The organism is Thioalkalivibrio sp. AKL12 (assembly GCF_000377925.1).
Taxonomy (GTDB): Bacteria; Pseudomonadota; Gammaproteobacteria; order Ectothiorhodospirales; family Ectothiorhodospiraceae; genus Thioalkalivibrio; species Thioalkalivibrio versutus.
Map to the genome: position 1 here is coordinate 1 of NZ_KB898915.1, position 13336 is coordinate 13336.

Sequence of the window (13336 nt, forward strand, 5' to 3'; positions counted from 1 at the left end):
TTCCCTCGCTCCGAGGCTTTTCGCGGGCGGCGCTGAACTCGCTGCGCCTTCGGCTCCGCTCAGACATCCAGCGCCTTGAATCCCGCGAAAAGCCTCTCCACTCGGCGCGACGACAACGGGGAGGAAGGTCAAGACAACGGCCGTTCCGACGATATTGGTAATGGATGATGGCTAGGTCTTCGAGCATCTTCGGCACGCTCGGCCTTTGGCCGTTGCGTGCCGCGCCCGCAAAGCGGGCGTCGGGGCCTTCGGATGGCATTGCCTATTGTTATGTCCGGCGGACGGAACACCGTCTGTTTTGACCTTCGCCTCCCGTATGGAGCCCCTTGCGGAAGGGTTTTCGGGCCGGGAGAAGGCGCTGGATGTTTGAGCGAAGCGCAGCGCAGCGAGTTCAGCGCCGCCGGTCCGAGGGCCCTGGAGCAAGGTTCCCGGGCGGAATCCGGGTGCCCTTCTTTGGGCACTTTCTTGGGCAAGCAAGAAAGTGCCTCGGGGTGCGCTGGCGAGTCAGCGCACGGCAGGCGGCCGGACGGAGGCACGTAAACACCGGAGGACGAACCAGGACCAGCCGCCGACACCGCCGGCGCAGGCAAAAGAGGTCGGGGCTTGGGAAGTGGCCGTCCTGTGTCCCCCGGGGGCTAGCCGCGGGGCTTGAAGCCGGGTGGGTGGCGGGCGATCCAGGTGACGAAATCGTGGACGACCGGTTCGGCGAGGAGCGCCTCGCGCGTGTTCAGGCGTTCCGCCAGGGCTTGTTCGTCGAAGTGTTTGTGGATGTGGTCATGGCAGGGGCGGCAGACCCACAGGATGCGGGCCGCGCGTTCGGCGCGGCTGAATCGCCGGCGGATGCGCTTGCGCCGGTGCTGCTTGCGCGGGATCAGGTGGTGGCGGGTCAGCGCGTCCATCTCGCGGCCACACAGTTCGCAGGCGGCCGCGGGTCCCGGTTCAGGCTCGTCGGATCCGATCACGGCATCTGCAGGCGGCAGCGCGGCGGCGGCCGGGTGATGGCGTAATCGGGTTCGGCCAGGTCCATGAGGCAGGGCGCACCCTCCGGATCAATGATGCGCGTGGCGATGGCACGGATCGCGTCTTCACGCGGGCCCGTCTCGCGGACCTGGCGGCTGGTGATGGGTTGCCAGTCGCCGTCGCGTTCCTCGGCGATCTCGAAGCCGAAGGGGAAGAAGCCAGGTGCGCCGAGGCGCAGGTCGGTGACGACCAGCCGGTCGGGGGCGTCGGTGTGCTCGGCGCGGTGGAAGCGCAGGAAGTCGCCGGCGAACCATTGCAGACGCTGGCCGTCCTCCAGGGCCAGGGCCTCCTCCTGCAGGTGCGCGCCGCGCTCGAAGGCCTCGAAGTCCGGCCGGATCGGCTGGTCGAAGATGCCCACCCATGCCTCCAGGAATTGGTCATCATCCACAACGGTGATGCGCCACAGCAGGAGGTTGAACGGGGTAGGCTGCACCATGCGGGGCTGGTCCTGCAGGTCCATCGCGATGAGGGTGGGCTGGATGCGGTGGTCGATCCAGACCTTCAGCGCCAGTCCGGACCCGGCATAGGCGGTGGACAGGACCAGCCCGGCCACCAGTAGCCGCGGTGCGAAGCGGTAGAACAGCGCGCCGATCGCGGCGACCAGCAGGGGCAGGGTGTAGAGCGGGTCGATGACGAAGATCGAGGCGGTCCCCACCGGCCCGGCGAAGGGCCACAGGAGCTGGGTGCCGTAGGTGGTGAGCGCGTCCAGCAGCACATGCGTGGACAGCACCAGGAACAGGAACCACCACCAGCGTCCGAAGCCGATATCGCGGGTGGCCGGAATGCGTGCGAGCAGGCCCGCTACGCCCGTCGCGACCAGCAGATGGACCAGCAGGGAGTGGCTGAAGCCGCGGTGATAGATGAAATCGGAGACGTCGTCCCCGTAGGCTATAAGCACGTCCAGGTCCGGGACGATGGCCACGGCGGCGCCCAGCAGGATGGCCTTGCGGCCCAGGCGTGATCCGAGGGTCAGGCCGCCGACAACGGCGCCCAGGCTGGCTTGGGTGACGGGATCCATGCGGGAGCATTTCCTTTTAGGTGACGCGCTTGCGACTGGCGCGCGGCGCCCGAGTTCACGTGATCAAACCAGAGCGGCAAACATGACTCAAGCCGGAACCGACAACCAATGGCAGTTCTGGGTGGATCGCGGCGGCACCTTCACCGACCTGGTCGCACGCGACCCGGAAGGACGGTTGCACACCCGGAAGCTGCTGTCGGACAACCCGCAGGCGTATGCCGACGCCGCGGTGCAGGGCGTCCGCGACCTCCTCGGTCTGGCCGCCGGCGCGGCGATCCCCGCCGGGGTGATCCACGAGGTGCGCATGGGCACCACGGTGGCGACCAACGCGCTACTGGAGCGCAAGGGCGAGCCGACCCTGCTGGTGATTACCGCGGGGTTGGAGGACGCACTGGCGATCGGGCACCAGGCGCGGCCCGACCTGTTTGCGCGCATCATCCGCCTGCCACAGCCGATCTATGCGCAAGTGGCCGCGGTGCGCGAACGCGTGAATGCGGCCGGGGCGGTCCTCCAGCCGGTGGATCTTGACGAGCTGCGCCCGCGCCTGCAGGCGGCGCTGGATGACGGCATTCGTTCGGTGGCGATCGTCTGCATCCACGGCTATCGCTATCCGGCGCATGAGCAGGCCATCGCGGCGCTCGCGCGGGAGATGGGCTTTGCCGAGGTGGCGACCAGCCACGCGACCAGCCCGCTGATCAAGTTGGTGCCGCGTGGCGAGACCACGGTGGTGGATGCCTACCTGTCGCCCGTGCTGCGCCGCTATGTCGATCAGGTGGCCGGCGAACTGGGGGATGTGCCGCTGCGTTTCATGCAGTCGCATGGCGGGCTGGTGGACGCGGCACACTTTCGCGGCCGCGACGCGATCCTGTCCGGGCCGGCCGGCGGCATCGTCGGCGCGCTGAAGACTGCCGCGCCCCTGGGGTTCGAGCGCCTGATCACCTTCGACATGGGCGGGACCTCCACCGATGTCGCCCACCTGGCCGGGGAGCTGGAACGCCGCCAGGAGAGCGAGGTGGCGGGTGCGCGTCTGCGGGTGCCGATGCTGGATATCCATACCGTGGCCGCTGGCGGTGGGTCGGTCTGCCGCTTCGACGGTATCCGCTTGCGGGTCGGGCCGGAGTCCGCCGGGGCCCAGCCCGGCCCGGCCTGTTACGGCCAGGGTGGGCCGTTGACGGTGACCGATTGCAATGTGCTGCTGGGGCGCTTGCGACCGGAGTATTTCCCGGCCGTGTTCGGCCCCGAGCGCGACCGTCCTCTGGACCCGGAGCCGGTCCGGCAGCAGTTCGATGAGCTGGCGGTTCAGGTCATGTCGATGACGGCTGAACGGGTGACGCCGGAGGGGCTGGCCGAGGGGTTGTTGCAGATCGCGGTGGAGCACATGGCCCAGGCGATCAAGACCATCTCGGTGCAGCGGGGCCATGACGTGTCGCGCTATGCCCTGGTCTGCTTTGGCGGGGCGGGTGGGCAGCATGCCTGCCGGGTCGCGGAGCAATTGGGCATGCGCCACATCCTGTTCCATCCGCTGGGAGGCGTACTGTCCGCCTACGGGATGGGGCTGGGGGAACTGCGGGCCCTGCGCGAGCGCAGCCTGGAGTGGCCCCTGGACGAGGAGCATGTCGCAGCGATCGAGGCCGCACTGGACGATCAGGCCACGGTGGCGGCCGCGGCCCTGGCGGAACAGGGGGTGGAATCCGGGGACATGCGCATCGAGCGACGGCTGCATCTGCGGCTAGCCGGCTCGGATACGGCGCTGGAGGTCTCGGCCGGATCCACCCCTTCTCTGATGGAGGCCTTCGCTGCGGCTTATCGCGGGCGTTACGGCTTCGCCCCGCCGGATCGCGAGCTGGTGGTAGCGGTCGCAGCGGCCGAGGCCATCGCGACCGGTACCGAGTTGCCGCCGGATCGGGTACCGGAAACGATGGTCGAGCGTCCCGCAGCGGAGGCGGATACGGTCGCGATGGTCGTGGCGGGCGAGATGCGCGACGTACCCCTGTACCGGCGCGAGGCCCTGAGCCCCGGGATGACGCTGGCAGGGCCGGCACTGGTGATCGAGGACACCGCGACGCTGGTGCTGGAGCCGGGCTGGCGGGGTCGCATCGAGCACGAGGGCACGCTGTGCCTGGAGCGCGAGGCGGGCGCCGGTCGGCGGGGGGCAGCCGAGACAGCCGAGACCACCGATGTGGACGCGATCCCGCGCGACCCCATCCTGCTGGAAGTCTTCAACAATCGCTTCATGGCAATCGCCGACCAGATGGGGTTCACCCTGCGCAATACCGCCCATTCGGTGAACATCAAGGAACGCCTGGATTTCTCCTGTGCGCTGTTCGATGCCAGCGGGAACCTGGTCGCCAATGCCCCGCACATGCCAGTGCATCTGGGCTCGATGGGTGCCAGCGTGCGCGCGGTGGTCGCGGCGGCGGATGGAGATCTGCGTCCCGGAGACGCCTGGGTGCTGAACGATCCCTACAACGGCGGCACCCACCTGCCGGACATCACGGTGGTCACACCGGTCTTCGTGGGCCCCGGGGATGCAGTGACGGAGGATCCGCAGGCCGGGATCGCGCAACCGGCGTTTTTCGTGGCCTCGCGCGGCCACCATGCCGATGTCGGCGGCATCACGCCGGGTTCTATGCCGGCCTTCTCCCGTCGGCTGGAAGAAGAGGGCGTGCTGATCCCGCCGAACCTTCTTGTACGCGATGGGCGCTTCGGGTCTCCGGCGATGCGGGCGCTACTGGGTTCGGGCGAGTGGCCGGCACGCAACCCGGAGCAGAATCTGGCCGACCTGGAGGCCCAGGTGGCGGCCAATCGCAAGGGGCTGGAGGAACTGGGGCGGCTGCTGGACGAGTACGGGGCGGCCACGGTGACGGCCTACATGCAGCATGTGCAGGACAATGCCACCGAGGCAGTGCAGCGGCTGATCGCGGGCCTGGAGGGTGGCACGTTCACCTATGCGCTGGACAACGGGGCCGAGATCCGGGTGGCCGTGACACCCGATCCGGCAGCGCGCCGCCTGCGGATCGATTTCGCGGGGACCTCGCCGGCCCGCTCGGACAACTTCAACGCCCCGGGCTCCATCGTCCGTGCGGCGGTGCTGTACGTGCTGCGCACGCTGCTGGAGGACGAGATTCCCCTGAACGATGGCTGCCTGGTGCCGGTGGACCTGGCGATCCCGGAGGGGTGCCTGCTGAACCCGTCCCCACCCGCTGCCGTGGTGGCGGGCAACGTCGAGACCTCGCAGGTGGTGACCGACGCGCTGTTCGGCGCCCTCGGGGTGCAGGCCGCGGCCCAGGGCACGATGAACAACCTGACCTTCGGCGATGCCGAGCGGCAGTACTACGAGACCATTGCCGGTGGCGCCGGGGCCGGGCCCGGCTATGACGGGGCCAGCGCCGTGCAGACGCACATGACCAACTCGCGCCTGACCGACCCGGAGGTGCTGGAGAGTCGTTTCCCGGTTCGGGTGGAGCAGTTCGGCTATCGCCGGGGCTCCGGCGGCCGGGGGCAGCGCCGGGGGGGTGACGGCGTGATCCGGCGGTTGGGTTTTGATGCGGCGATGGAGGTAGTGCTACTGGCCAATCGCCGCCGCGTTCCTCCATTCGGGCTGGCGGATGGCGAGCCGGGGGCGCTGGGCGAGGATGCCATCCTGCGCGCGGATGGCACGCGCGAGCCGATGGGAGGCTGTGATCGCCAGTCGGTGGCGCCGGGGGATGCGGTAGAGATCCGGACTTCGGGCGGCGGCGGCTACGGGCGCGTCAGGGATTAGGCCCGCCGCAGCAAGGGAAACACTGATCAATGTACGCGCTGGCGTTGGCACCCCAGGTTTTCCGAGACAAGACGCGTCGTGCAGCGGGTAGTGGTTCTACCCGCAAGCGGCGCAACGCCGGATCGGGGAACCTGGGGTGCCAACCCCTGAGGGGCTCGGCCGCCCGTTGTTGATCAAAAACGGGCGCGCGCACGGCGTTGCGGTGCCTTTGTGCAGAATGACTGCACGGCAGTCACCGCGCCTTGTTCGCACGCAAAAGCGACTCGAGCGCGAGCGTGTGCATTGATCAGTGTTTCCCAAGGCGACGTCAGTCGTCCCAGCGCTGGGGTACGCGCTGGATCTCGTCGGTGTCGTAGCCGAGCTCGTCCAGGTAGGCGAGGATGGCCTGGTAGTCGTCCTCGGGCATCTCCGGCTCGCGCGCCATGATCCAGACGTAGTCGCGCTTGCTGCGGCCGATCACCGTCTGGCTGTAGGCCTCGTCGAGATAGACGATCAGGAACTCGGCCTTGAATGGCCACAGGAACCGCATGCCCCATTCGGCGTTGTCCTCGCTCTGCACGAAGCCCGTGGGGTTGTACTCGCGGCGCGGCCCGTCAAAGCCGCCCTTGTTGAACGAGAAGGTGGTGGCGATGGTGCCGTCGTCGTTCAGCGCGTACTGCTCCAGCGCGTTGTAGGCATCGCGCTCGAGGAAGGTGGGGATATTCGCGATCACGTACCAGTCGCCCATGTAGCGATCGAGGTCGACGTGGTCCACGGTCGGCATCTTCTGCGGGCTGCTGCATCCGGTCATCAGAATCCCCAGTACCAGGCCCGCGAACAGGGCCGTCATTGAGCGCGTCATTGGTGTCTTCCGTATGGTCCCGGAAGATGGACCGCCGCGGTGCGGGAAAGGTCCGCGTGGATCCACCGGTTGGGGCGGCCGGCACTCAGGCGGTCTGGCCGAGGCGCTGGTCCATCAGGTGATCGAACAGCGATTCTTCCGGAATGATCTGCGCGCGCCCGCTGCGGAATTCGTGGGCGAGACCCTGAATGCTGTGCTGGCGCTTGGCGCGCCCGGCGGCATCGGTGAACAGCAGCCGCCCGGCGTGGGTGCCGCGCCAGACCAGCTTCATGCGCGTGACCCGGGTGCCGGCGGGGGAGGTGAACTGGATCCAGGTGCCGGAGATCAGGTTGTCGGCATGCTCGACATGCTCGTCGTCATGGTCGCGCATCAGGGACGGATCGTCGTCGGCATGCCGGGGTGAGGTATCGAACATCGAACTCGACCGGCTGCCGGCCCGCTTCCGGGCCTTTTGCATGCGCTCTTCCGCGGAACCGGCCTTGTCCGTCGACGTCGTGGAGGGGCCTGTCACGGGCGAGGGGGGTTCGGCCGGTGCCGAGCGCCGTTTTCCGGCGGCGACCAGGTGAGCGCTGACCAGGTCCTGTTTGATGCGGGCACGTTCTTCTTTCGACAAAGGGGCTCGATCGAGAAACGCGCGGATGCGCGCCAGCAATGGCGCCGAGGCCTGAAAATCCGGTTCCGCCTGCATCAGAGCCAGCAGTTCGTGAAGCAGGGCCATGCCGTCGTTGTCGTTGGTGGCTTCGCTCCCGGGGGTGGCCGCTGCGGTTGTGTCGTCCGCGTCACCGCTCCGTGCCTCGGCAGTCTTCTGCGCGGTCATTAACGGAACCCAGGCATCCATCAGTTGCTCGCGGGCCTCGTCGGGGATGTCCTGGCCCATGGAGATCACGGTGCGCTCCACCGTGGACTCCACGTTGTAGGTGATCTCCAGGGTGCGCTCTTCCTGCTGTGCCTCGGCCTGTTCATCGGCCGCCTGATGGGCGATCTTCTCCTCGATCTCGGCGAGATCGTCCTGCAGGCGTGTCAGTGCCTCGTTGAAGGCCTCACTGTCGCCAAGGCCTGCGTTGCGCACGCGTTCGACGTTCTCGAAGACCAGGCGGCTGAGCGGCAGGTCCCGGGCCTCTTCGAACGGCAGGTCGGGATCAATGCGCAGTGCGATGTTCAGCAGCAGGCCGGTCATCTGCCGGGCCGGGTGTGTTCGGTCACGGAAAAAATGCGTCTCGCGCATGGCGATGCGCACCAGCGGGAGCTGCAGATCGGACAGGGGTTCGCGCAACGCGGGGTTGAGGTCGTCGCGCTTCAGGATCATGTCGAACAGGCCCTGCAGCAGGTCCATCACGAAGGGTTCCAGCGTGCTGGGCGGAGCGCTGTTAAGGACGGTTGTTACCGCCTCTGCCGCCGAGCCGTAGCCGGCACCCGTCCCGGGTGCCCCGCCGGTGTTGGCGACGACCTGTCCCGAGACGGGCACCTGATAACCGAATTGCGCCCAATTGCCCGTTGCGCCGGAAGGGCCGGAAGGGGGTGGCCCGCTGCCCCCGGCTGGAGCCTGAGGCGCGGAAGAAGAGGCCGGAGCAGTAGCGCCGGGCCGGGTGCGTGCCCTGGCGTGTGCCTCGGGCACCGCGAAGCCGGCGTCACGGAAGGCCTGCATCAGCGCCTGCATCTCCGGCTGCAGTTCGCGCATCACGTCGCGATCGAACCAGTGCAGCAGCACCAGACAGTCTTCCGGTGGCAGGGGCACGGCCTCCAGTGCCTCCAGGAAGGCCTCGCCCAGGGCATGCGGGTGCCAGGGGGCGTCCTCGGGTGTGGGGACTAGGTGGTAGTCCCGGGTGACCGTTTCCAGGGCATCGATTTCGGCCGACATTACGGAACGCGCGCCCGTGACCAGCTTGCGCAGGGCCACCTCGCGTTCAGTATCGGCGGCGTCCATCAGGCTCAGCTCGTGTTCGCCCGTGGCAGGGAGCGCGTGTTCCGGCTCTTCGGGTAGGATCGCATTGTGAAGTCGGTCACGAAAACGCTGGAGGATGGCGCCACTCGCCATGCGAATCTGGCGCGAAAGGGCAAGATTCTGGGCCGCGCGCTGGGAATCGATCGCGCGCTCGGAGGCATCCATCAGGCGGTCGTCGAGCTCGCCCAGGAAGGTTTCGAGACGCTCCTGAACGCCCTTGGAGAAGGGCGCCCAGACGCGATGCAGGGTTCGGGCCGGAATCCGGTGACGTTGCGCCATGAGCGGTATGCAGCTGGTAAAGGGCACAATCTAGCACCCCTGCGGGCCTGTGTGTCAGCGATCCGGTTTTGGACGTGCTCGGCCACCGAGGAACCGCATGCCTCTCGCCGGGTCAACGAAACATCTCAACGCGGGGACGCACGGCATGCAGCGAATGATCGAGTGGGCGGAACAGGGACGGTTGCCGGATACGCTCGTGCGGGCCGGCATTCGGCGGCTGCTGGCGGAGCGGTTGCGCGAGAGCGGGGCCCCGGCCGAGGAGGCGATGGAGCGGCGCTATGCGTTGATCGAGGCGATGCGCGCCGCGCCCGTGGCGTTGTCCACCGAGGTGGCGAACGAGCAGCACTACGAGGTTCCGACCGAGTATTTCGAGCGTTGTCTCGGGCCGTGGCTGAAATACTCCTGTGCCTGGTGGCCGGAGGGCGTGGATGACCTGCGCGGGGCGGAGGCGGCCATGCTGCAGCTGACCTGCGAACGGGCAGGCCTCGAGAACGGGCAGCAGGTCCTGGAGCTGGGCTGCGGCTGGGGTTCGCTGTCGCTCTGGATGGCGGAGCAATACCCGAAGTCGCGCATCGTGTCGGTGTCCAACTCGGCGACTCAGAGAGCCTCGATCGAGGCCCGCCGGGACGCGCGCGGCCTGGAGAACCTCACGATCGTCACCGCGGATATGAACACCTTTGCCCCGGACCAGACCGGGTTCGACCGGGTGGTCTCGGTGGAGATGTTCGAACACATGCGCAACTGGCCCGAGCTGCTGCGGCGCGTGGCGACCTGGCTGCGTCCGGGCGGGCAGTTGTTCATGCATGTCTTCGCCCATCGCGAGTTCGCCTACTTCTTCGAGAGCGAGGGCGAACACGACTGGATGGGGCAGTACTTCTTCCGCGACGGGTTGATGCCATCGGATGATCTGGCGCGGCATTTTCAGGAGGATCTGCGCGTGGTGCGCCAGTGGCGAGTGAACGGCCACCACTACGCGCGCACCCTGAACGCCTGGCTGGCGCGCCAGGACGCCGCGCGGGACGAGCTGATGCCATTGTTCGAACAGACCTACGGCGCGCAGGATGCCGCGCTGTGGTTCCAGCGCTGGCGCATGTTCTACATGGCCTGCGCCGAGTTGTTCGATTATCGCGGCGGGAACGAGTGGTTCGTGTCGCATATCCTGTTTCGCCGGCCCGAGGCCTAGCGGATGGCCGGTTGGGTGATGTTCCTGGTCGGGTTCGGCGCAGCGCTGGCCCTGATGACGGGGGTCTGGGCGGCGAGCGTGTTGCGACGCGACGCGAGCCTGGTGGACCGCTACTGGGGTCTGGGTTTCGTCCTGGTCACGCTGGTGTGGTGGGGGCTGGCCGGGTGGCCCGTGCTGGGGCTGTGGATCGTGATCCCGGTGCTGTTGTGGGGGCTGCGCCTGTCGCTCTTCATCACCTGGCGCAACTGGGGCCACGGCGAGGACGGACGCTACACGGACATGCGCGCGGGCCGAAGCGAAGGTGCCTTCGCCGCGCGCAGTCTGGTCACGATCTTCTGGCTGCAGGGCGCACTAGTGGCGGTGATCGGCCTGCCCATGCTGGCCGTGGTGCGGGCCGAGGCGGTGTGGTGGCCGCTGGCCGTCGCCGGGTTGCTGTTCTGGGCGGTGGGGCTTTTTTTCGAGACGCTGGCGGATGCGCAGATGGCACGTTTTCGCGCCGATCCGGGCAATCGCGGGCAGGTGATGGATCGCGGCCTGTGGCGCTACAGCCGTCATCCCAACTATTTCGGCGAGATAGTGGTCTGGGTCGGGTTCGGCCTGCTGGCCCTGGCTGCGGGCGGCTGGTGGGCCGTGCCCTCGGCGGTGCTGATGATCCTGCTGATCCTGCGTGTGTCCGGCGTCACGTTGCTGGAAAGTCGTCTGCATGAATCCCGCCCCGGTTATGCCGACTACGTGCGCCGCACCAACACGCTGATCCCGGGCCCGCCGCGCAGCTGATGCGGCGGCGGGAGTGATCCCGCACCCTTGCTGCGCTTTCCCTGTCCGCGCTATAAAGCGCACGTCCTGTCCGGCGCTCCAGATGCCGGACGCCGCCCCTGTTTTGTGCACGTCACCGCCAGCGAGCCAGCCGATCCGATGAGCGCGTCCCCGAGTTCTGTCCAGGCCATTGAATTGAAAGGCCGCATGATGCTGGTCTCGGTGCTGCGCGTGTACCAGACCGATCCGCAGGTTCTGGGCGAGGTGCTGGCCGCGCGGCGCGACCAGGCTCCGGATCTGATGCGCGACATGCCCATCGTGCTCGATCTGGAGGCAGTGGCCGAGAGCCCGGAGTCGGACCTGCAGGCAACCATCGAGCGCGTGCGCGCCGAGGGCTTTAAGCTGATCGGCCTGCAGGCAGGTGCCGCCGCCGAGCGCCTGCAGAGCTATGCTGAACTGTTCGACGTCCTGCCGGTGCTGCAACTGGGCGGGCGTGGCGGCGCACCCTCCGGCGAGGTGCCACTGGAAGACGAGCCCCCGGTGCAGGACAAGGCCGTCGAGCCCGAGCAGGCACGCCCGCCGGCCGCCGTCGCGGCGGTCCACAGCGCGACTCGCATCGTCGATCAACCGGTGCGTTCTGGGCAGCAGATCTACGCCCGTGGGGGCGACCTGATCGTGACCGGCGCAGTCTCGCCGGGCGCCGAACTGCTGGCGGACGGGCATATCCATGTGCTGGGTCCGTTACGTGGGCGTGCGCTGGCCGGGGTGCGCGGTCTGGTGACCGCGCGTATCTTTTGTCGGCGCCTGGACGCCGAGCTGTTGTCCATTGCCGGACACTACCGGATCGCCGAAGACATCACGGAAGCAGAACGCGGCGAGAATCGGCTGGTGACACTGGACGACGAAAGCCTCAAGATCGCGGAGATCTGACCGGCCACCTGCCGGTCACGAATGACAGGAACCCGTCCGCACGCCCCGGGAAGGCCGGGCGCGTGCAAGACGACAAGGAGCTACCGCCAACATGGCACGTATCGTAGTGATTACCTCCGGCAAGGGCGGGGTGGGCAAGACCACCACCTCGGCCGCGATTGCCACTGGCCTGGCCCAGCGCGGTCACAAGACCGTCGTGATCGATTTCGACGTCGGTCTGCGCAACCTCGACCTGATCATGGGCTGCGAGCGGCGCGTGGTGTACGACTTCGTCAACGTGATCAACGGCGATGCGAACCTGAAGCAGGCTCTGATCCGCGACAAGCGTGTGGACAACCTCTACATCCTTCCCGCCTCGCAGACCCGCGACAAGGACGCCCTGAGCCAGGATGGCGTGGAGCGCGTGCTGAACGAGTTGTCCGATGACTTTGACTTTATCGTCTGCGACAGCCCGGCCGGGATCGAGCGCGGCGCACTAATGGCCGCCTACTTTGCCGACGAGGCGATCGTGGTGACCAACCCCGAGGTTTCCTCGGTGCGCGACTCCGACCGCATCCTCGGCATCCTGGCGAGCAAGACGCGCAAGGTGGAGCAAGGCGGTGAGCCGATCGAGGGCAAGCTGCTGCTGACGCGTTACTCCGCCGAGCGCGCCGAACGCGGCGAGATGCTGAGCATCGAGGACGTCGGCGAGATCCTGGCGATCGAACTCCTGGGCGTGATCCCGGAATCCCAGGCGGTGCTGAATGCCTCGAACGCCGGACAGCCGGTGGTGCTGGACGAGGAATCCGACGCCGGGCAGGCCTACCAGGACGCGGTGGACCGGTTCCTGGGCGAGGAACGCCCGCTGCGCTTTGTCGATGTGCCGAAGAAGGGCTTCTTCGGGCGCCTGTTCAAGGGTTGATCATGGGGATTTTCGATTACTTCCGTCAGCCGCGGCAGAAGAGCGCCAGCGTTGCCAAGGAGCGTCTGCAGATCATCGTGGCGCGCGAGCGTGCGGCGCGCTCCGGGCCCGACTACCTCCCGGCCATGCAGCAGGAGCTGCTGCAGGTGATCCGCAAATACGTTCAGGTGGACGACGAGGCCGTGCAGATGAACGTGGACCGCGAAGGGGACTGCGAGGTCCTCGAGCTGAACATTACCCTGCCGGACGACCAGGACTAACGCGATGAAAGTTCTTGTGACCGGCTCGGCCGGTTTCATCGGCAGCGCTCTGAGCCTGCGCCTGCTGGAGCGTGGCGACCAGGTGGTCGGCGTCGACAATCTGAACGACTACTACGACGTCTCGCTGAAGGAGGCGCGCCTGGCGCGCACCCAGGACCACCCGAACTTCACCGAGGTGCGCGAGGACATCGCCGATCGCGCCGCGATGGAGCGGGTGTTCCGCGAACACCGCCCGGAGCGGGTGGTGAACCTGGCGGCCCAGGCCGGCGTGCGCTATTCGCTGGAGAACCCGGCGGCCTATGTCGACACCAACCTGGTCGGTTTCGGCAACATCCTGGAGGGCTGCCGCCATAACGGCGTCGAGCACCTGGTCTATGCCAGCTCGAGCTCGGTCTACGGCGCCAACACCACCATGCCGTTCTCGGTGCACGACAACGTCGATC

11 protein-coding genes and 1 pseudogene are annotated in these 13336 nt (G+C 67.6%); 8 read left to right on the forward strand and 4 right to left on the reverse strand.

Annotated features, from left to right (window positions below; translation table 11 throughout):
• Positions 1-164 precede the first annotated feature (164 nt).
• A pseudogene (locus D579_RS15485) lies at positions 165-370 on the forward strand (hypothetical protein).
• Positions 371-635: 265 nt separating this feature from the next.
• On the opposite strand, the gene D579_RS0113835 reads toward D579_RS15485, so the two are convergent.
• Both D579_RS0113835 and D579_RS0113840 read right to left on the reverse strand, forming a co-directional pair.
• Entirely contained in the window at positions 636-899 is a 264-nt protein-coding gene (locus D579_RS0113835) for a hypothetical protein (protein WP_051074783.1), read from the reverse strand.
• Between the two features lie 59 nt (positions 900-958).
• Positions 959-2038, reverse strand: coding sequence for a metal-dependent hydrolase (locus D579_RS0113840; RefSeq protein ID WP_018952364.1), 1080 nt, complete (start codon positions 2036-2038; stop codon positions 959-961).
• 82 nt (positions 2039-2120) lie between these two features.
• Between D579_RS0113840 and D579_RS0113845 the strand changes: the two genes are divergently transcribed.
• Positions 2121-5801 (forward strand): hydantoinase B/oxoprolinase family protein, encoded by a 3681-nt coding sequence (locus D579_RS0113845; RefSeq protein WP_018952365.1) that lies wholly within the window; start codon positions 2121-2123, stop codon positions 5799-5801.
• 307 nt (positions 5802-6108) lie between these two features.
• On the opposite strand, the gene D579_RS0113850 is transcribed toward D579_RS0113845, so the two are convergent.
• On the reverse strand, positions 6109-6642 hold the full coding sequence (locus tag D579_RS0113850) for a lipocalin family protein (protein ID WP_026289545.1): 534 nt from the start codon (positions 6640-6642) through the stop codon (positions 6109-6111).
• Between the two features lie 85 nt (positions 6643-6727).
• Complete coding sequence (locus tag D579_RS0113855) at positions 6728-8863, reverse strand: DUF1631 family protein (protein ID WP_018952367.1); 2136 nt, start codon at positions 8861-8863, stop codon at positions 6728-6730.
• Positions 8864-9008: 145 nt separating this feature from the next.
• Here D579_RS0113855 and D579_RS0113860 point away from each other — a divergent pair, with 145 nt between their 5' ends.
• The 6 genes from D579_RS0113860 to D579_RS0113885 all read left to right on the forward strand — a co-directional run.
• Positions 9009-10046, forward strand: coding sequence for a cyclopropane-fatty-acyl-phospholipid synthase family protein (locus D579_RS0113860; protein WP_018937846.1), 1038 nt, complete (start codon positions 9009-9011; stop codon positions 10044-10046).
• Positions 10047-10049: 3 nt separating this feature from the next.
• Entirely contained in the window at positions 10050-10823 is a 774-nt protein-coding gene (locus D579_RS0113865; RefSeq protein WP_018952368.1) for a DUF1295 domain-containing protein, read from the forward strand.
• A gap of 186 nt (positions 10824-11009) precedes the next feature.
• A complete protein-coding gene (gene minC, locus D579_RS0113870; protein WP_018952369.1) occupies positions 11010-11732 on the forward strand; it encodes a septum site-determining protein MinC in 723 nt (240 codons plus the stop codon).
• 91 nt (positions 11733-11823) lie between these two features.
• Positions 11824-12633 carry a septum site-determining protein MinD gene (minD, locus tag D579_RS0113875; RefSeq protein ID WP_018937843.1) on the forward strand — a complete coding sequence of 270 codons (810 nt, stop codon included), beginning with the start codon at positions 11824-11826 and terminating at the stop codon, positions 12631-12633.
• A 2-nt stretch (positions 12634-12635) separates the two neighbouring features.
• On the forward strand, positions 12636-12893 hold the full coding sequence (gene minE / locus D579_RS0113880) for a cell division topological specificity factor MinE (protein ID WP_018937842.1): 258 nt from the start codon (positions 12636-12638) through the stop codon (positions 12891-12893).
• A gap of 4 nt (positions 12894-12897) precedes the next feature.
• On the forward strand, positions 12898-13336 hold a 439-nt coding region (locus D579_RS0113885; RefSeq protein WP_018952370.1), incomplete at its 3' end, for a GDP-mannose 4,6-dehydratase.

Bases quoted from the DNA above. Each gene is read 5' to 3' on its own strand.
- minE (WP_018937842.1), top strand. From the start codon at position 12,636: ATGGGGATTTTCGATTACTTCCGTCAGCCGCGGCAGAAGAGCGCCAGC.
- minC (WP_018952369.1), top strand. From the start codon at position 11,010: ATGATGCTGGTCTCGGTGCTGCGCGTGTACCAGACCGATCCGCAGGTT.
- D579_RS0113865 (WP_018952368.1), top strand. From the start codon at position 10,050: ATGGCCGGTTGGGTGATGTTCCTGGTCGGGTTCGGCGCAGCGCTGGCC.
- D579_RS0113840 (WP_018952364.1), bottom strand. From the start codon at position 2,038: ATGGATCCCGTCACCCAAGCCAGCCTGGGCGCCGTTGTCGGCGGCCTG.
- D579_RS0113845 (WP_018952365.1), top strand. From the start codon at position 2,121: ATGACTCAAGCCGGAACCGACAACCAATGGCAGTTCTGGGTGGATCGC.
- minD (WP_018937843.1), top strand. From the start codon at position 11,824: ATGGCACGTATCGTAGTGATTACCTCCGGCAAGGGCGGGGTGGGCAAG.
- D579_RS0113835 (WP_051074783.1), bottom strand. From the start codon at position 899: ATGGACGCGCTGACCCGCCACCACCTGATCCCGCGCAAGCAGCACCGG.
- D579_RS0113855 (WP_018952367.1), bottom strand. From the start codon at position 8,863: ATGGCGCAACGTCACCGGATTCCGGCCCGAACCCTGCATCGCGTCTGG.
- D579_RS0113860 (WP_018937846.1), top strand. From the start codon at position 9,009: ATGCAGCGAATGATCGAGTGGGCGGAACAGGGACGGTTGCCGGATACG.
- D579_RS0113850 (WP_026289545.1), bottom strand. From the start codon at position 6,642: ATGACGCGCTCAATGACGGCCCTGTTCGCGGGCCTGGTACTGGGGATT.